Below are 17,082 nucleotides of genomic sequence, written 5' to 3'. Positions count from 1 at the left end.
GTTACTGTGGGAAGAATTATAGCTATAGCCAACCAGAAGGGTGGCGTCGGAAAGACGACAACATGCATTAATTTAGCAGCGTCTATGGCCGCAACCAAACGCAAAGTATTGGTTATCGATCTTGACCCACAAGGTAACGCTACTATGGCTAGCGGGGTAGATAAGTACCAAGTTGATGCCACGGCTTATGACCTTCTTGTTGAAGATACCCCTTTTGAAGAAGTGGTGTGTACTACGACAAGTGGTGGATACGATTTAATCGCTGCCAATGGTGATGTGACGGCTGCAGAAATCAAATTAATGGAAGTGTTTGCCCGTGAAGTTAGGTTAAAAAATGCACTAGCTTTAATTCGCGATAACTATGATTTCATCTTTATAGATTGTCCACCTTCACTAAACCTACTTACAATCAACGCCATGGCAGCAGCTGACTCTGTGTTAGTTCCTATGCAGTGTGAGTATTTTGCACTAGAAGGTTTAACGGCATTGATGGATACCATCAGTAAGTTAGCCGCTGTTGTAAATGAAAACTTAAAAATAGAAGGTTTATTACGAACCATGTTTGATCCGAGAAACCGTTTGTCTAACGAAGTTTCTGATCAACTTAAGAAACATTTTGGTGGTAAAGTATACCGTACTGTTATTCCTCGTAATGTTCGATTAGCAGAAGCGCCTAGTCATGGTCGACCGGCCATGTATTACGATAAGCATTCAGCAGGTGCAAAAGCATATTTGGCGTTAGCTGGGGAAATTCTTCGACGCGAAGAAGTCCCTGCATAAGTTTTTAAGGAATAGAGGAATATACCTAAATGTCTAAACGTGGTTTAGGAAAAGGCTTAGATGCCCTATTGGCAACCAGCTCTCTTGCAAGAGAAAAACAGCAGGTTGCGGATGAGAGCCAGTCAATTTCGGCTGAGGGTAATTTAGCTGAGCTGGCGATCTCAAATTTACAACCTGGTGTCTATCAACCACGTAAAGAGATGTCGAAAGAGGCACTAGAAGAGCTGGCTGCTTCAATTCAATCGCAAGGAATTATTCAACCTATTGTGGTTCGACAACTGCAAGATAATCGCTATGAGATTATTGCGGGTGAGAGACGCTGGCGAGCAGCAAAACAGGCGGGCTTAAAAAAGGTTCCGTGTGTTATAAAAAATGTAGAAGATAGAGCCGCCATTGCCATGGCGCTTATCGAAAACATTCAGCGAGAAGATCTAAATGTCATCGAAGAAGCTCAAGCGTTAGAGCGTCTTCAAGATGAGTTTGAACTGACGCATCAACAAGTCGCTGAAGTCATCGGTAAATCGAGAACAACAGTGACTAACTTGCTGAGACTCAATCAGCTTGATAGTGATGTTAAACAGCTGGTAGAACAAAAAAAATTAGAAATGGGGCACGCTCGTGCTCTGTTGGTTTTGGAAAGTGGTGATCAAACAGACGTTGCACAGGTTATTTCTGAAAAACAGATGACCGTACGTCAGGCTGAGCAGTATGTTAAGAAGTATTTAGCTCCTAAGCCGGTAGAAGCATCTGTCGATGAGGAAGCGATTGAGATTTCAGAGCGATTAACTCACTCTTTAGGCTCTAATGTTGCTTTGATTCGTTCTGCAAATGGAAAGTCAAAATTGACAATTACATTTGATGAACCTCACAAATTAGAGCAATTAATAAAATTGCTCGACAGTGAGTGATCATCTTCACCAAAATATGAATTGTTACAAGAATTCTTGTGAAAGTTGTAGGTTTGTAAACAAAAACGTTAATTAATGCTGCATTTGTATTGCATTAATAGTTACTGACCGTATAATTTTCGCCGTTTTTCCAAGCACAGTGATGTGGACGTATATAGTACGCCGTTGGAATTAATATAGAGGTATGAATACATGGTAGCTACGCTAGCGCGACCAGGGCGAGAGCTTGCAAAGCGATTGTTATTGATTCAATCTAGCGTGGTTACAGTTGTAGCAGCAGGAATGGCTTTGGCCATTAGTGTTGATTGGGGAGTTTCTGCGTTAATCGGTGGGGGTATTTTTGTTATCGCCAATGCCGTATTTGCGCTTTTCGCTTTTATGTACAGTGGGGCTAGAGCTGCGAAAGCAGTGACGGTTTCGTTTTATACTGGTGAAGCATTAAAAATCCTAATTACTGTCATTCTGTTTTCTGCTGTTTACATGTGTATGCAGGTGGACTTAGTTCCCCTGAAGCTAACCTATTTGCTGGCATTAGGGATTAACATCTTTTTGCCCGCGCTATTCATTAACAAAAAAAAATAGGATGAGTTATGGCTGCGCCAGGTGAAGCGCTAACAGCGTCCGGATATATTGAGCACCACCTTACTAACCTCTCTTTGTATAAATTGGGTTTAGTAGCGGAGGAGACCAGTTTCTGGAACGTGAATATCGATAGCCTGTTTTTTTCTGTGTTTACAGGGATGTTATTCCTTTGGGTATTTCGCTCTGTAGCAAAGAAAGCAACAGTAGGTGTACCGGGTAAGCTCCAATGTGCTGTAGAAATGTTGGTTGAATTTGTCGCTGATAACGTCAAAGAAACCTTTCATGGACGCAACCCATTGATTGCCCCGTTGGCACTGACTATCTTTTGTTGGGTATTACTAATGAATATCATGGATTTAATTCCAATTGATTTCTTACCGTATCCAGCACAACATTGGCTAGGTATCCCTTATTTAAAAGTGGTTCCTTCTGCTGATGTAAATATCACCATGGCAATGGCTCTGGGCGTTTTTGCCTTGATGATCTATTACAGCATCAAGATAAAAGGTCTGGGCGGATTTGCGAAAGAATTGGCTTTACATCCATTCAATCATCCTGTGATGATACCGTTTAACCTACTTTTAGAAGTTGTTTCGCTATTGGCTAAACCTCTTTCTCTTGGTATGCGTTTATTCGGTAACATGTTTGCAGGTGAGGTTGTATTCATTCTTATCGCGGCAATGCTACCGTGGTGGTTACAATGGGTAGGTGCTCTTCCATGGGCAATATTCCATATTCTGATTATTTGTATCCAAGCGTTTGTATTCATGATGCTGACTATCGTATATCTATCGATGGCACATGAAGACCCGGATCACTAATTAAATTTTACAGCTTTTATTAGGCACATTAAGCCAACAACTATAAATTGGAGATAGTAATGGAAACTTTACTGAGCTTTTCAGCAATCGCCGTGGGTCTTATCGTCGGTCTTGCTTCTCTTGGTACTGCGATTGGATTCGCAATTCTAGGTGGTAAATTCCTTGAAGGTGCTGCGCGCCAACCAGAGATGGCTCCTATGCTACAAGTTAAGATGTTTATCATCGCGGGTCTACTTGATGCGATTCCTATGATTGGTATCGTAATAGCACTTCTATTCACATTTGCTAACCCATTTGTTGGTCAACTAGGTTAATCAACAGAACAAAGTCATAAACTTTGTCGTTGATTAGCAATTTTTCGTTGGTGAACAAAATAGAGGAGTAGCTGTTGTGAATATGAACGCAACTCTGCTAGGTCAAGCAATAGCATTTACACTGTTTGTGTGGTTCTGCATGAAATATGTATGGCCGCCAATTATGGGTGCTATTGAAGAACGTCAGAAAAAAATTGCTGACGGTCTACATGCTGCGGAAAGAGCAGCAAAAGACTTGGATTTAGCACAAGCTAACGCTTCAGATCAAATGAAAGAAGCGAAGCGCACAGCAACTGAGGTCATTGATTCAGCGAACAAACGTAAAGCTCAAATTATTGATGAAGCTCGCGAGGAAGCTCAGGCAGAACGCCAGAAAATCCTAGCTCAAGCGGAAGCAGAAATTGAAGCAGAACGTAATCGCGCGAAAGATGAACTGCGCAAACAAGTTGCTACTCTGGCTTTAGCTGGTGCGGAGAAAATTTTGGAGCGCTCTATCGATAAAGATGCGCAAAAAGATATTCTCGACAACATTACTGCAAAACTTTAATGCAAGGGGTGCAATATGTCTGAACTGACAACAATAGCACGCCCCTATGCCAAAGCAGCGTTTGACTTTGCGGTAGAAAAAGAGGCATTGGATCAATGGAGCCAAATGCTTACTTTTGCTACTGAAGTAGTAAATAACGAAGATATGGCAGAGCTGTTAACCGGTTCTGTTTCTGCAGATAAACTTGCAGATATCTTTGTTGCCGTTTGTGGCGATCAGTTTGATGAACATGGTCAAAACCTTATTAAGGTGATGGCTGAGAATGGTCGATTAAAGGCTATTCCTGAAGTTTGTGAAGAGTTTTTAGTTCTGAAACATGAACTGGAAAAAGTGATTGATGTAGAAGTTATTTCTGCCTCTAAACTGACCAAAGAACAACTTACAAAAATCAGCAAAAAACTTGAAAAACGTCTAGAACGTAAAGTTAACCTGAATTGTAGTGTAGAAGAGACCCTACTTGGTGGGGTTATTATTCGAGCCGGAGACCTAGTCATCGATAACTCAACTCGCGGTCAAATTGATCGTTTGAGCGATGCATTGAAGTCTTGATGGGGATTGGAGCATGCAACTTAATTCCACGGAAATAAGCGACCTAATCAAACAACGTATCGAATCTTTCGATGTTGTAAGTGAAGCTCGTAATGAAGGTACTATCGTATCGGTAAGCGATGGTATTATTCGCATTCACGGCCTAGCGGACGTGATGCAAGGTGAAATGATTGAACTACCGGGTGGCCGTTACGCACTAGCACTTAACCTTGAGCGTGACTCGGTAGGTGCGGTAGTAATGGGTCCTTATGCCGACCTACAAGAAGGCATGAAAGTAACAGGTACTGGTCGTATCCTTGAGGTACCAGTCGGTCCTGAAATGCTTGGTCGTGTGGTAAACACACTGGGTGAGCCTATCGATGGTAAAGGTCCAATCGAAGCGAAACTGACTTCTCCTGTAGAAGTTATCGCTCCGGGTGTAATCGACCGTAAATCGGTAGACCAACCTGTACAAACTGGTTATAAGTCAGTTGACTCCATGATCCCTATCGGTCGTGGACAGCGTGAACTTATCATCGGTGACCGCCAAACAGGTAAAACAGCGATGGCAATTGATGCCATCATTAACCAGAGAGACTCTGGTATTTACTCTATCTACGTAGCGATCGGTCAGAAAGCATCGACTATTGCTAACGTGGTTCGCAAACTAGAAGAGCACGGCGCGTTAGCTAACACTATCGTTGTTGTTGCATCTGCTTCTGAATCTGCTGCGTTGCAATACCTTGCACCATATGCAGGTTGTGCGATGGGTGAGTATTTCCGAGATCGCGGTGAAGATGCACTGATTGTTTATGATGATCTATCTAAACAAGCGGTAGCTTACCGTCAAATTTCTCTACTACTTAAACGTCCACCAGGCCGTGAAGCCTTCCCAGGTGACGTATTCTACTTACACTCCCGTCTACTAGAGCGTGCTGCTCGTGTAAACGAAGAGTACGTAGAGCGTTTCACTAAAGGTGAAGTGAAAGGTAAGACAGGTTCTTTAACTGCATTGCCTATCATTGAAACACAAGCCGGTGACGTATCAGCATTCGTACCAACCAACGTAATCTCGATTACTGATGGTCAGATCTTCCTACAAACTGAACTGTTCAGTGCAGGTGTTCGTCCTGCTGTTGATCCAGGTATTTCAGTATCTCGTGTAGGTGGTTCAGCTCAGACGAAAATCATCAAGAAGCTATCTGGCGGTATCCGTACAGCACTAGCTCAATACCGTGAACTTGCAGCGTTTGCACAGTTCTCATCGGATCTTGATGAAGCGACTAAGAAGCAGCTAGACCATGGTCAAAAAGTAACAGAACTAATGAAGCAGAAACAATATGCTCCTATGTCTGTTTTTGACCAATCACTAGTTATCTTTGCGGCAGAACGTGGATATTTGGAAACTATCGAGCTGAATAAGCTTGCTGATTTCGAAGATGCACTACTTTCGTTTGCTCGTAGCCAGTTTGCCGATTTTGTAACAGAGATCGATACGACGGGTGCATACAATGATGAAATCGAAGCACAACTTAAAAAGATTGTTGACGATTTCGTAGCAACCCAGACCTGGTAATTGATAAGTGAGTCGGTGACCTTAGGGTCACCATTAACGAAGTTATCATAAAGAGAGAGTAATACGATGGCCGGCGCAAAAGAGATTCGTACTAAGATCGGGAGTGTTAAAAGCACTCAAAAGATCACGAAAGCGATGGAAATGGTAGCTGCTTCTAAAATGCGTCGTTCTCAAGACGCGATGGGAGCTTCTCGTCCATATGCTGAAACAATGCGTAAAGTGATCGGTCATTTGGCAAACGGAAACCTTGAGTACAAACATCCGTACTTAGAAGAACGTGAAGCCAAACGTGTTGGTTACATCATGATTTCTACTGACCGCGGCTTGTGTGGTGGCTTGAACATTAACTTGTTCAAAAAAGCCATGTTAGACATGCAAGAGTGGAAAGGGAAAGATGCTGAAATTGATTTAGCCGTTATCGGTTCAAAAGCAACAGCATTTTTCAATAACAGTGGCGCTAAAGTGGCTGCTCAAGTATCTGGCCTTGGAGATGATCCAAGCTTGGAAGACTTGATCGGTTCAGTTGGCGTAATGCTGAAGAAATATGATGAAGGCGAGTTAGATCGTCTATACGTAGTGTATAACAAGTTTGTTAACACTATGGTTCAAGAACCAACGATCGATCAATTACTACCTTTGCCTAAATCGGATAGCGAAGATATGAAACGCACTCATTCTTGGGACTATATCTATGAGCCTGAGCCGAAACCATTACTAGACGCACTATTGATTCGTTATGTTGAATCTCAAGTGTATCAAGGTGTGGTAGAGAATCTTGCTTGTGAGCAAGCAGCTCGAATGATTGCGATGAAAGCAGCTACAGACAATGCTAGTGACCTGATTGAAGATTTAGAACTTGTGTATAACAAAGCCCGTCAATCGGCTATTACACAAGAACTGTCTGAGATCGTATCGGGCGCAGCAGCGGTTTAAGCATAGGTAAAACTAATTAGTTAGAGGATTAACGATGGCTACAGGTAAGATCGTACAGATCATCGGTGCGGTAGTCGACGTAGAGTTCCCACAGGGCGAAGTACCTCGTGTATACGATGCTCTGAATGTTATTGAAGCGAAAGAACGTTTGGTTCTTGAAGTTCAACAACAGCTTGGCGGTGGCGTGATTCGCGCAATCGTAATGGGTAGCTCTGATGGTTTACGTCGTGGATTAGTAGTAGAGAATACTGGCGCTCCAATCACTGTACCAGTAGGTACTAAAACTCTTGGTCGTATCATGAATGTATTAGGTGATGCGATTGATGAGTGTGGTGATATTGGCGCGGAAGAGCACTATGCTATTCACCGTGAAGCACCAAGTTATGAAGAGCAGTCCAATGTGTCTGAACTTCTAGAGACCGGTGTTAAAGTAATCGACTTGATTTGCCCATTTGCTAAAGGTGGTAAAATTGGTCTATTTGGTGGTGCAGGTGTAGGTAAGACCGTTAACATGATGGAACTTATCAACAACATCGCACTACAACACTCAGGTCTTTCAGTATTCGCGGGCGTTGGTGAACGTACTCGTGAAGGTAACGATTTCTACTATGAGATGCAGGAAGCGGGCGTTGTTAACGTTGAGAATCCTGAAGAGTCTAAAGTAGCAATGGTATATGGTCAGATGAACGAGCCACCGGGCAACCGTCTACGTGTTGCACTGACTGGTTTGACAATGGCAGAACGTTTCCGTGACGAAGGTCGTGACGTACTGTTGTTCATCGATAACATTTATCGTTATACCCTTGCGGGTACAGAGGTATCGGCTCTACTAGGTCGTATGCCATCTGCGGTAGGTTATCAGCCAACACTAGCTGAAGAGATGGGTGTTCTACAGGAACGTATCACATCAACAAAAGCGGGTTCTATCACGTCTGTACAGGCGGTATATGTACCAGCGGATGACTTGACGGATCCATCTCCAGCAACGACGTTTGCTCACTTAGATGCAACGGTTGTACTTAGCCGTAACATCGCAGCGATGGGTCTATACCCAGCGATTGATCCATTGGATTCGACTTCACGTCAGCTTGATCCATTGGTAGTAGGTCAGGAACACTACGACGTAGCTCGTGGCGTTCAGTCTACACTTCAGCGTTATAAAGAGCTGAAAGATATCATCGCAATCCTAGGTATGGATGAGCTGTCAGAAGAAGACAAACTCGTAGTATCACGTGCACGTAAGATTGAGCGTTTCCTTACTCAGCCTTATCACGTAGCGGAAGTATTTACAGGTGACCCTGGTATCTACGTATCTCTTAAAGAGACATTACGTGGCTTCAAAGGTCTACTAGCTGGTGAATACGATGACATTCCTGAGCAAGCGTTTATGTACTGTGGTGCAATCGACGATGCTATTGAGAATGCTAAGAAGCTATAAGGCTAAATAGGAGGCGATATGGCAGCAATAACCTTTCACTTGGACGTAGTAAGTGCAGAAAAGAACATCTTCTCTGGGCTAGTTGAAACGTTTCAGGTGACCGGGAGCGAAGGTGAACTTGGTATTTTCCATGGACACACTCCGCTGCTGACCGCTATTAAGCCTGGTATGGTGCGTATTGTTAAGCAACACGGCCACGAAGAAATCATTTATGTTTCTGGTGGTATTGTTGAAGTTCAGCCTGGTACAGCGATTGTACTGGCTGATACTGCGATTCGTGGTGACGAACTAGACGCAGCTAAGGCAGAAGAGGCCAAGCGCAAGGCTGAGGAGAATATCCAAAATCAGCATGGCGATATGGACTTTGCACAAGCGGCCAGTGAACTGGCTAAAGCCATTGCTCAGCTTCGAGTGATCGAACTGACAAAAAATAGACGCTAATTATTTTGGTGTTATGTGAGAAAGGCGGCCAATTGGTCGCCTTTTTGTTTTTCTTGATAGTAACAAATTTGATTCTTCTAAATAGCTAAGGCGCTATTAGTGAGCAGTATTATCGATAATATTTTTATTCTCACTGTGAAATATCAGCACAATTTCATTTACACAGTTTCTTTTCTCAATTGACGCGTTAAAATCATCCTTCTACAGATAAATAATTCAAAGGTTACTCTAATGACATTTAGTGCGGTGATCCTCGCTGCGGGTAAAGGTACTCGTATGTATTCTGCTATTCCTAAAGTTTTGCATACTCTGGCAGGAAAGCCGATGGCTAAACATGTAATTGATACATGTGGAGATCTTGGTGCACAAAATATTCACTTAGTTTATGGTCATGGCGGCGACCAAATGAAACAGACTCTTGCTGATGCGCCTGTTAATTGGGTACTGCAAGCGGATCAATTAGGTACCGGTCATGCCGTGGATCAAGCTTCAGATAAATTTCGTGATGATGAGAAGATTTTGGTTCTCTATGGCGATGTTCCACTTATCTCTACAGAAACACTTGATAATTTATTGAGCGCTCAACCTGAAGGCGGTATCGCGCTTTTGACAGTGATACTAGATAACCCAACTGGCTATGGCCGAATTGTTCGTGAAAACGATGCGGTCGTGGCAATAGTTGAACAAAAAGACGCTAACGAGTCACAAAAACGCATTCAAGAAATCAATACAGGAGTATTGGTGGCTACCGGGGGTGACCTTAAGCGCTGGTTAGGCCAATTGAGTAATGATAATGCACAAGGTGAGTTCTATTTGACCGATATTATAGCCGCTGCTCACGCTGATGGTCGTGCTATTGAAGCGGTTCATCCAATAAGAACAGTTGAAGTTGAAGGTGTCAATAACCGTGTTCAATTGGCTCGTTTAGAGCGTGCTTATCAAGATATGCAGGCAGAGAAGCTACTTGAACAGGGGGTAATGCTCCGTGACCCTAGTCGTTTTGATTTACGTGGTGAGCTTCAATGTGGTCGAGATGTAGAGATTGATATTAATGTCATTATTGAAGGAAGTGTATCCTTAGGTGATAACGTTGTTATTGGTGCAGGTTGCGTACTTAAGGACTGTGAGATAGACGATAATACGCTTGTACGCCCTTATAGCGTGATAGAAGGTGCTACGGTAGGGGAAGAGTGTACTGTTGGTCCATTTACTCGTCTACGGCCGGGAGCAGAGCTTCGTAATGATGCTCATGTCGGTAACTTTGTTGAAGTGAAAAATGGTTTGATCGGTGAAGGCTCTAAAGCCAACCACCTAACCTATATCGGCGATGCTGAAATTGGCCAACGAACCAATGTCGGTGCAGGTGTTATTACCTGTAATTACGATGGTGCAAATAAGTTTAAAACGGTCATTGGTGATGACGTATTTGTGGGCTCTGATTGTCAGTTGGTCGCGCCAGTTACCATTGGAAATGGTGCCACTATAGGTGCAGGTACCACTCTGACCAAGGATGTAGATGAAGGTGAGTTAGTGATTACAAGAGCTAAAGAGCGAAAAATTGCTGACTGGCAACGTCCTGTAAAAATAAAGAAATAGTTATGAGATAAAAAAGGAGCCAGAGGCTCCTTTTTTATTGCGATAGTGACTGGTTATTTTTGTAAAAAAAACTGATAAGAAGGGTTATTAGATTCATCTTTGTACTGATAACCTAGCTCATGTAGATGAGAAGAGAACCGTGGTAAGTCGCTTTCATCTAACTCAAACCCGCATAATACTCGCCCATAATCTGCACCATGATTACGATAATTAAATAGGCTTATATTCCAGTGTGTTCCCAGAGTACTTAAAAACTTAAGTAGTGCTCCCGGATACTCTGGAAATTCAAAGCTATAAAGGCGTTCTTTTAACTGTTTTGAAGGTTTTCCACCAACCATATATCGAATATGAAGTTTGGCCATCTCATCATCAGATAGATCCACCACAGGGTAACCGCCTTCATGCAGCTCGTGAACGATGCTGTCTAGCTCTTCTTGCCCTTCTTGTAATCTAACCCCAACAAAAATATTGGCTAAGTTCTCATCGCTATACCGATAATTAAATTCTGTGACGGCTCGACCACCAATAATCTCACAGAATTTAAAAAATGCACCCGGTTGTTCAGGAATAGTAACAGCTAATAATCCTTCCCGCTTTTCTCCTAGCTCACAACGTTCTGAGACATAACGCAAACCATGGAAATTGGTATTTGCACCAGAAAGTACAGTCGCTAAGTTGTTTTGTTGAAGATTATTTTGTTCGGCAAATTTTTTCAGTCCAGCAAGGGCAAGGGCCCCTGAGGGTTCTGCAATTGCTCGGGTATCTTCAAATATATCCTTCACAGCAGAGCAGATTTCATCACTGGACACAGCAATATGACCGTCTAAGTATTGATGACATAAACGGAATGTTTCATCGCCAATGCGCTTAACCGCGACACCATCAGCAAACATGCTTATTTGGTCAAGTACGACGGGTTCGCCAGCATCCAGAGCGGCTTTCAGGCAAGAAGAGTCTTCCGGCTCAACAGCAATGACCTTTATTTCCGGCATCAACTGTTTTACTAGCACAGCAACACCAGCGGCTAAACCTCCACCGCCAACGGGAACAAAAATGTAATCAAGGTGCCCGTTTTGCTGCAACATTTCCATTCCAATAGTCCCCTGACCCGCAATAACTAAAGGGTGATCGAATGGAGGTACAAACGTGTAGTTGTGTTTCTTAGAAAGTATCTCTGCTTCTGCTTTTGCTTCATCAAAGTTGCTTCCATGCAGAACCACATTGCCGCCAAAACTACGAACAGCTTCTACTTTTATGTCAGGGGTTGTTTTAGGCATAACTATGGTGGTTTTAATACCTAGTTTTGTTCCAGAAAGCGCCATGCCTTGAGCGTGGTTTCCCGCTGATGCCGCAATGACCCCTGCCTGCTTCTGTTGTTCAGATAAGCTGGCAACCATGTTGTAAGCGCCACGTAGCTTAAAAGAGTGTACGGGCTGACGATCTTCTCGTTTGATTTGCACCTTATTGTTTATGCGTTCAGATAAGCGTGGCATATCTTGCAACTGAGTCACGGTGGCAACTTCGTAAACGGGAGCGCGTAATATTTGGCGCAGATAGTCTGCGCCGGTCTGTTTTGTTGCGGTCATTCGCTAGTCCTCTAGCATCGACTTATCGCGAACGGCACCTTTATCTGCACTAGTAGCCATACTTGCGTATGCTTTTAGAGCAAAAGAGACTTCGCGTTGACGATTAACTGGCTTCCAACCTAATGTCTCTTGATTGGCACGGCGGCGAGATAGTTCTTGGTCATCGATATCTAAAGTAATCGAGCGATTTGGAATATCAATAGTAATAATATCCCCTTGATTCACTAAACCAATAATGCCGCCATTGGCTGCTTCTGGTGAAACGTGACCGATAGATAGCCCAGATGTACCACCAGAGAAACGACCATCTGTAAGCAGTGCGCACTCTTTACCCAGTCCCATCGATTTTAAATAGGTAGTTGGGTATAGCATTTCTTGCATACCCGGACCGCCTTTTGGTCCTTCATAACGGATAACAACCACATCACCAGCGGTCACTTTACCGTTAAGAATGCCACCAACAGCGTCTTCTTGGCTTTCAAATACCACCGCTGGTCCTTGGAAAGTCAAATTGCTTTCATCAACGCCAGCTGTCTTAACAATACAGCCATCTATGGCTATATTGCCTTTTAGTACCGCAAGGCCACCATCTTGGCTAAAGGCATTTTGTTTGGTGCGAATGCACCCTTCTTTGCGATCGTCATCTAATGTGTCCCAACGACACTTTTGAGAAAACGCTTCTGTTGTGCGAATGCCAGCAGGGCCAGCACGGAAGAACTGTTTTATCTCTTCAGATTCTGTTTGCATGATGTCGTATTGAGCCAGCTGGTCTTGCATAGAAATACCCAGAACCGTTTTAGTTTGGTTGTTGAGTAGTCCTGCTCTATCAAGTTCACCTAAGATGGCCATTACGCCACCTGCGCGGTGCACATCTTCCATATGATACTTCTGCGTAGAAGGGGCAACTTTACATAAGTGAGGAACTTTGCGAGACATCCGATCGATATCTTGCATATCAAACTCTATTTCTCCCTCTTGAGCGCCTGCTAACAAGTGCAATACGGTATTGGTCGACCCACCCATTGCAATATCCAGCGCCATGGCATTTTCAAAGGCAGCTTTATTGGCAATATTACGTGGAAGTGCTGATAGATCGCCTTGTTCGTAATAGCGTTTGGTCAATTCAACGATACGACGGCCAGCGTTTAAGAATAGTGCTTTTCGGTCTGCGTGCGTGGCCAGCATCGAGCCGTTACCCGGTTGGCTTAAACCTAGAGCTTCGGTTAGGCAGTTCATTGAGTTTGCAGTAAACATGCCTGAGCAAGAGCCGCAAGTTGGACAGGCTGAACGTTCAATTTGCTCACTCTGTTCGTCTGATACTGTAGGATCTGCACCCTGAATCATGGCATCAACCAAGTCCAGCTTTATGAGTTGATCAGACAATTTTGTTTTGCCCGCTTCCATTGGTCCACCAGAAACAAAAATCACCGGGATGTTCAGTCTTAATGCTGCCATCATCATTCCAGGAGTGATTTTGTCACAGTTTGAAATACAGACCATGGCATCGGCACAGTGGGCATTCACCATATACTCAACGGAGTCAGCAATAAGTTCACGAGAAGGCAGAGAATACAGCATACCCCCGTGTCCCATCGCGATACCATCATCGACTGCAATGGTATTAAACTCTTTGGCAATACCACCTGCTTGTTCAATTTCTTTGGCAACTAACTGGCCCATGTCTTTTAAGTGTACGTGACCCGGAACAAACTGGGTGAAGGAGTTAACCACAGCAATAATCGGTTTACCAAAGTCCTCTTCTTTTACGCCCGTTGCGCGCCATAAAGCACGTGCTCCCGCCATATTTCTGCCGTGTGTGGTTGTGGCGCTGCGGTATTTGATCTGTTGAGACATTGTTTTTAATTCCTTATATTACTTCTGTGGTGAATAAACAGGATCTAACCAACCCCATTTGTCCTCAGTTGTTCCATTGAAAAGCCCAAAAAATGTGGACTGAATTTTTTCCGTAATCGGGCCTCTTTTGCCTTCCCCTACGGTAATTTGATCGACACTTCGTACCGGAACAATTTCTGCTGCGGTACCTGTCATAAATATTTCGTCTGCTAGATAAAGTGCTTCTCGAGCAATATTCTCTTCGCGTACTTGATAACCTAGCTCTTTAGCTAAAATCATAATGGAGTCACGAGTAATGCCCGGTAAGATGGCGCTGGTGGCTGGAGGGGTACAAATTACCCCATTTTTTACCACAAAAATATTCTCACCGGCCCCTTCAGACAAATAACCATCAACGCTTAAAGCGATACCTTCTGCATAACCGTGACGTCGAGCTTCACCACCGACCAACAAGGATGATAGGTAATTACCGCCCGCTTTAGCGGCAGTCGGTATGGTATTAGGTGCGGCACGATTCCAGCTTGAAATCATAGCATCGACACCACTTGCTAGAGCTTCTTCTCCTAGATAAGACCCCCATGGAAAAGCTGCAATAATGAGATCCATTTCTGTCTCTGTTGGCGGGCATACACCTAGGCCAACATTGCCAACAAAACCGAGCGGGCGAATATAGGCTGATTGCAATTTATTATCACGTAGAGTTTGTCGACAAGCTTCCATCAGCTCATCAACGGAGTAAGGAATTGGAAAGCGATAGATTTTGGCAGAATCTTTTAGGCGCTGCATATGCTCTTTATGCCTAAATACAATCGGGCCTTTTGGTGTGTCGTAACAGCGAATGCCTTCGAAAACCGAAGTGCCATAATGCATAGCGTGGGTGAGTACGTGAACATTTGCTTCTGCCCAAGGCACCATTTCACCATTGAACCAGATAAAATCAGCTGTGTTTGTCGCCATAATAGAATCCTTTCTTAAATTTTGTATGCGCTGAGCATTTCGTCTTTTTTCAGTCGAGTGGTGTGTACATCCGTTACATCCCACAATTTTTCCACTTGATTGGTAATCAATGTGATAGGACGATCACTGTCTACAACAATCTCTATTTGAGCCACTTTACTCTCATGGTTCTGTGTCGCAAGTATTTGCTTAATTGCAAAACCACGGTGTCTAACCACTCGCAAAATGCGCTCAACTAATACTGGTTTATCGTTGGCTTCGATTTTTAATAAGTATCTATCCATTAGGTATTCTCCAGCATATCTTGGTTCGCTGCACCAGGTGGTACTAGTGGCCACACGTTCTCTTCTTCGTCGATCACGACATGAAGAAGATAGGCAGACTCACACTCCATCATCTCTTTTAGTGCAGGTTCAACTTCACTTTTTGTGGTTATGGTTTTGCTCGCAATACCAAATGCGCTTGCTAGCATTTCAAAATCGGGGTTGTCGTCAAGAATGGTCTCACTATGGCGACCATCAAAAAACAGTGACTGCCACTGTCTAACCATACCAAGGCGCTGATTATTAAGTAATACTATTTTGACTGGAACCTGCTTACGCTTGATGGTGCCGAGTTCTTGAATATTCATCATAATAGAACCATCACCAGTAATAAGGACGGATTGATCGTCTGGGCGAGCAATTTTGGCACCAATTGCGGCAGGTAGACCAAATCCCATCGTGCCCAAACCAGCAGAGGTGATGTAGTTTTCAGGTCGTCTTGGTTGAATATGTTGTGCGGCCCACATCTGATGTTGGCCAACATCGGTAGATACAATGGTGCTGTCTGGCATCATGTCAGATAACTGTTTTAATAGTAGGGGCGCATAAATAGGCTCTCCGGGATGGTCATAGCGCCACTTAAATTCACTTCTGAGATCTGAGGTATATTGAAGCCAAGGGGAGATATCTTGCTGTACCGATAACTGTGGTAACAACTCATTGATATCCCCTTGTAATGATGCATGAGAGTGACGGAGCTTATTAAATTCAGCGGCATCAATATCTATGTGGATTACCCGAGCATCTGGCGCAAAAGAGTCAAGTCGACCGGTCACCCTGTCATCAAAGCGTGCACCAACAACAATAAGAAGATCGGCATCTTGAACGACTAAGTTTGCGGCTTTGGTGCCATGCATTCCTACCATACCTAAGTAATTAGGATCATGACGTTCGATGCTGCCAAGTCCTTTAAGAGTGCTGATTGTAGGCATAGGATTATTGGCTAAGAAAGTTCTTACCGTTTCTGTCGCTTTGGCTATTTGAACGCCACCACCAATATAAAGAACAGGTTTGTCTGACTTGCTAAGAATATTTTGTGCTTTGTTGATGAGTTCTGAGTCTACAACGGGAATGGCGGGTGGCTCTATAAAAGGGAGCTCATGAACGGGAGCTTCAGCCAGCTGTACATCTTTTGCTATATCTACAACCACTGGCCCTGGACGGCCTGACTTGGCTACGATAAAGGCTTCCGCCAATGTTGGTGCAAGGTCATCAATATCGGTAACCAAATAGTTGTGCTTAGAACAAGATAGAGACATACCAATTACATCCATTTCTTGGAAAGCATCGGTTCCAATTAATGGGGTTGCCACCTGACCTGTAATCGCGACGATAGGAACAGAATCAAGCAGTGCATCTGCAAGGCCAGTTACTAGGTTAGTTGCTCCCGGGCCAGATGTTGCTAAGCAGACTGCAACATCTTGTGTCGCTCTTGCCATCCCAATTGCAGCAATTGCGGCCCCTTGTTCATGTCGGCATAAGACATGTTCAACACCGCCATCATAAAGAGCATCATAGATAGGCATGATGGCACCACCGGGATAGCCAAATACGGTTTTAATACCTTGCTGTTTTAATGCGGCAACAACTAAATTTGAACCATTCATTGGTTGCTCCCGTTATATTGCGCTTGTCCAAACGCGTTATTTTTATTGCACATACTGTGCTCCTATACTTCCTGTTTAATTAAATAACTGGCTAAACCTGCATTAACTTAAGGTTTAAAAAAACCCCCGAACTTTTCAGTGCGGGGGTTTTTTAGCAATTCGTTTGTTACTTTCTGCTGCTCACTCGCCCCCGCGCGGTATCAATAATGACCACGAGAATTAGAATAATGAGTGCGTTGATGCGAGCGTTAAAGTTCATTTTTTATTCGATTTTGTTGTGCGTAAATGTTT

At 43.6% G+C, this 17,082-nt stretch carries 17 protein-coding genes; 12 read left to right on the top strand and 5 right to left on the bottom strand.

Annotated features, from left to right (window positions below; translation table 11 throughout):
* Window positions 1-6 precede the first annotated feature (6 nt).
* The 12 genes from CHJ_RS15075 to glmU all read left to right on the top strand — a co-directional run bounded on the left by CHJ_RS15075 (window position 7) and on the right by glmU (window position 10,464).
* The gene (locus CHJ_RS15075) at window positions 7-780 is read left to right on the top strand and encodes a ParA family protein (protein WP_171754517.1); all 774 of its coding nucleotides are present in this window, start codon (window positions 7-9) and stop codon (window positions 778-780) included.
* 29 nt (window positions 781-809) lie between these two features.
* Complete coding sequence (locus tag CHJ_RS15070) at window positions 810-1,688, top strand: ParB/RepB/Spo0J family partition protein (RefSeq protein WP_171754518.1); 879 nt, start codon at window positions 810-812, stop codon at window positions 1,686-1,688.
* A gap of 192 nt (window positions 1,689-1,880) precedes the next feature.
* Window positions 1,881-2,270, top strand: coding sequence for a F0F1 ATP synthase subunit I (locus CHJ_RS15065; RefSeq protein ID WP_171754519.1), 390 nt, complete (start codon window positions 1,881-1,883; stop codon window positions 2,268-2,270).
* Between the two features lie 8 nt (window positions 2,271-2,278).
* The gene (gene atpB, locus CHJ_RS15060) at window positions 2,279-3,091 is read left to right on the top strand and encodes a F0F1 ATP synthase subunit A (RefSeq protein ID WP_171754520.1); all 813 of its coding nucleotides are present in this window, start codon (window positions 2,279-2,281) and stop codon (window positions 3,089-3,091) included.
* 59 nt (window positions 3,092-3,150) lie between these two features.
* Window positions 3,151-3,405: a F0F1 ATP synthase subunit C gene (gene atpE, locus CHJ_RS15055; protein WP_171754521.1), complete on the top strand. Its 255-nt coding sequence runs from the start codon at window positions 3,151-3,153 to the stop codon at window positions 3,403-3,405.
* Between the two features lie 76 nt (window positions 3,406-3,481).
* Window positions 3,482-3,952 carry a F0F1 ATP synthase subunit B gene (gene atpF, locus CHJ_RS15050; protein ID WP_171754522.1) on the top strand — a complete coding sequence of 157 codons (471 nt, stop codon included), beginning with the start codon at window positions 3,482-3,484 and terminating at the stop codon, window positions 3,950-3,952.
* Window positions 3,953-3,967: 15 nt separating this feature from the next.
* Window positions 3,968-4,501: a F0F1 ATP synthase subunit delta gene (gene atpH, locus CHJ_RS15045; protein WP_171754523.1), complete on the top strand. Its 534-nt coding sequence runs from the start codon at window positions 3,968-3,970 to the stop codon at window positions 4,499-4,501.
* A 13-nt stretch (window positions 4,502-4,514) separates the two neighbouring features.
* Complete coding sequence (gene atpA, locus CHJ_RS15040; protein WP_171754524.1) at window positions 4,515-6,056, top strand: F0F1 ATP synthase subunit alpha; 1,542 nt, start codon at window positions 4,515-4,517, stop codon at window positions 6,054-6,056.
* Between the two features lie 66 nt (window positions 6,057-6,122).
* On the top strand, window positions 6,123-6,989 hold the full coding sequence (gene atpG / locus CHJ_RS15035) for a F0F1 ATP synthase subunit gamma (RefSeq protein ID WP_171754525.1): 867 nt from the start codon (window positions 6,123-6,125) through the stop codon (window positions 6,987-6,989).
* Between the two features lie 34 nt (window positions 6,990-7,023).
* Complete coding sequence (atpD, locus tag CHJ_RS15030) at window positions 7,024-8,427, top strand: F0F1 ATP synthase subunit beta (RefSeq protein WP_171754526.1); 1,404 nt, start codon at window positions 7,024-7,026, stop codon at window positions 8,425-8,427.
* Window positions 8,428-8,445: 18 nt separating this feature from the next.
* Window positions 8,446-8,868: a F0F1 ATP synthase subunit epsilon gene (locus CHJ_RS15025; protein WP_317918046.1), complete on the top strand. Its 423-nt coding sequence runs from the start codon at window positions 8,446-8,448 to the stop codon at window positions 8,866-8,868.
* A gap of 231 nt (window positions 8,869-9,099) precedes the next feature.
* Window positions 9,100-10,464 (top strand): bifunctional UDP-N-acetylglucosamine diphosphorylase/glucosamine-1-phosphate N-acetyltransferase GlmU, encoded by a 1,365-nt coding sequence (gene glmU, locus CHJ_RS15020; RefSeq protein ID WP_317918045.1) that lies wholly within the window; start codon window positions 9,100-9,102, stop codon window positions 10,462-10,464.
* A 53-nt stretch (window positions 10,465-10,517) separates the two neighbouring features.
* On the opposite strand, the gene ilvA is transcribed toward glmU, so the two are convergent.
* Genes ilvA through ilvG form a run of 5 tightly spaced genes read right to left on the bottom strand, consistent with a single transcriptional unit; the run spans window position 10,518 to window position 16,791 of the window.
* Entirely contained in the window at window positions 10,518-12,050 is a 1,533-nt protein-coding gene (gene ilvA, locus CHJ_RS15015) for a threonine ammonia-lyase, biosynthetic (protein WP_171754960.1), read from the bottom strand.
* A gap of 3 nt (window positions 12,051-12,053) precedes the next feature.
* A complete protein-coding gene (gene ilvD / locus CHJ_RS15010) occupies window positions 12,054-13,904 on the bottom strand; it encodes a dihydroxy-acid dehydratase (RefSeq protein WP_317918044.1) in 1,851 nt (616 codons plus the stop codon).
* An 18-nt stretch (window positions 13,905-13,922) separates the two neighbouring features.
* Window positions 13,923-14,861, bottom strand: coding sequence for a branched-chain amino acid transaminase (locus CHJ_RS15005; protein ID WP_171754958.1), 939 nt, complete (start codon window positions 14,859-14,861; stop codon window positions 13,923-13,925).
* 14 nt (window positions 14,862-14,875) lie between these two features.
* Window positions 14,876-15,145, bottom strand: coding sequence for an acetolactate synthase 2 small subunit (gene ilvM, locus CHJ_RS15000; RefSeq protein ID WP_171754957.1), 270 nt, complete (start codon window positions 15,143-15,145; stop codon window positions 14,876-14,878).
* Entirely contained in the window at window positions 15,145-16,791 is a 1,647-nt protein-coding gene (ilvG, locus tag CHJ_RS14995; protein ID WP_317918043.1) for an acetolactate synthase 2 catalytic subunit, read from the bottom strand. Before ilvG ends, ilvM begins: the two co-directional genes overlap by 1 nt.
* Between the last annotated feature and the right edge of the window lie 291 nt (window positions 16,792-17,082).

The organism is Vibrio sp. MACH09, from assembly GCF_033238805.1.
In the GTDB taxonomy this organism is placed as follows: Bacteria; Pseudomonadota; Gammaproteobacteria; order Enterobacterales; family Vibrionaceae; genus Vibrio.
Note: the sequence above shows the minus strand (reverse complement) of the source record. Positions and strands in the feature narration are given on the sequence as shown.

Coding starts and splice junctions, on each gene's coding strand:
- CHJ_RS15070 (WP_171754518.1), top strand. CDS start 810: ATGTCTAAACGTGGTTTAGGAAAAGGCTTAGATGCCCTATTGGCAACC.
- CHJ_RS15065 (WP_171754519.1), top strand. CDS start 1,881: ATGGTAGCTACGCTAGCGCGACCAGGGCGAGAGCTTGCAAAGCGATTG.
- atpB (WP_171754520.1), top strand. CDS start 2,279: ATGGCTGCGCCAGGTGAAGCGCTAACAGCGTCCGGATATATTGAGCAC.
- atpE (WP_171754521.1), top strand. CDS start 3,151: ATGGAAACTTTACTGAGCTTTTCAGCAATCGCCGTGGGTCTTATCGTC.
- atpH (WP_171754523.1), top strand. CDS start 3,968: ATGTCTGAACTGACAACAATAGCACGCCCCTATGCCAAAGCAGCGTTT.
- atpA (WP_171754524.1), top strand. CDS start 4,515: ATGCAACTTAATTCCACGGAAATAAGCGACCTAATCAAACAACGTATC.
- atpG (WP_171754525.1), top strand. CDS start 6,123: ATGGCCGGCGCAAAAGAGATTCGTACTAAGATCGGGAGTGTTAAAAGC.
- atpD (WP_171754526.1), top strand. CDS start 7,024: ATGGCTACAGGTAAGATCGTACAGATCATCGGTGCGGTAGTCGACGTA.
- CHJ_RS15025 (WP_317918046.1), top strand. CDS start 8,446: ATGGCAGCAATAACCTTTCACTTGGACGTAGTAAGTGCAGAAAAGAAC.
- glmU (WP_317918045.1), top strand. CDS start 9,100: ATGACATTTAGTGCGGTGATCCTCGCTGCGGGTAAAGGTACTCGTATG.
- ilvA (WP_171754960.1), bottom strand. CDS start 12,050: ATGACCGCAACAAAACAGACCGGCGCAGACTATCTGCGCCAAATATTA.
- ilvD (WP_317918044.1), bottom strand. CDS start 13,904: ATGTCTCAACAGATCAAATACCGCAGCGCCACAACCACACACGGCAGA.
- CHJ_RS15005 (WP_171754958.1), bottom strand. CDS start 14,861: ATGGCGACAAACACAGCTGATTTTATCTGGTTCAATGGTGAAATGGTG.
- ilvM (WP_171754957.1), bottom strand. CDS start 15,145: ATGGATAGATACTTATTAAAAATCGAAGCCAACGATAAACCAGTATTA.
- ilvG (WP_317918043.1), bottom strand. CDS start 16,791: ATGAATGGTTCAAATTTAGTTGTTGCCGCATTAAAACAGCAAGGTATT.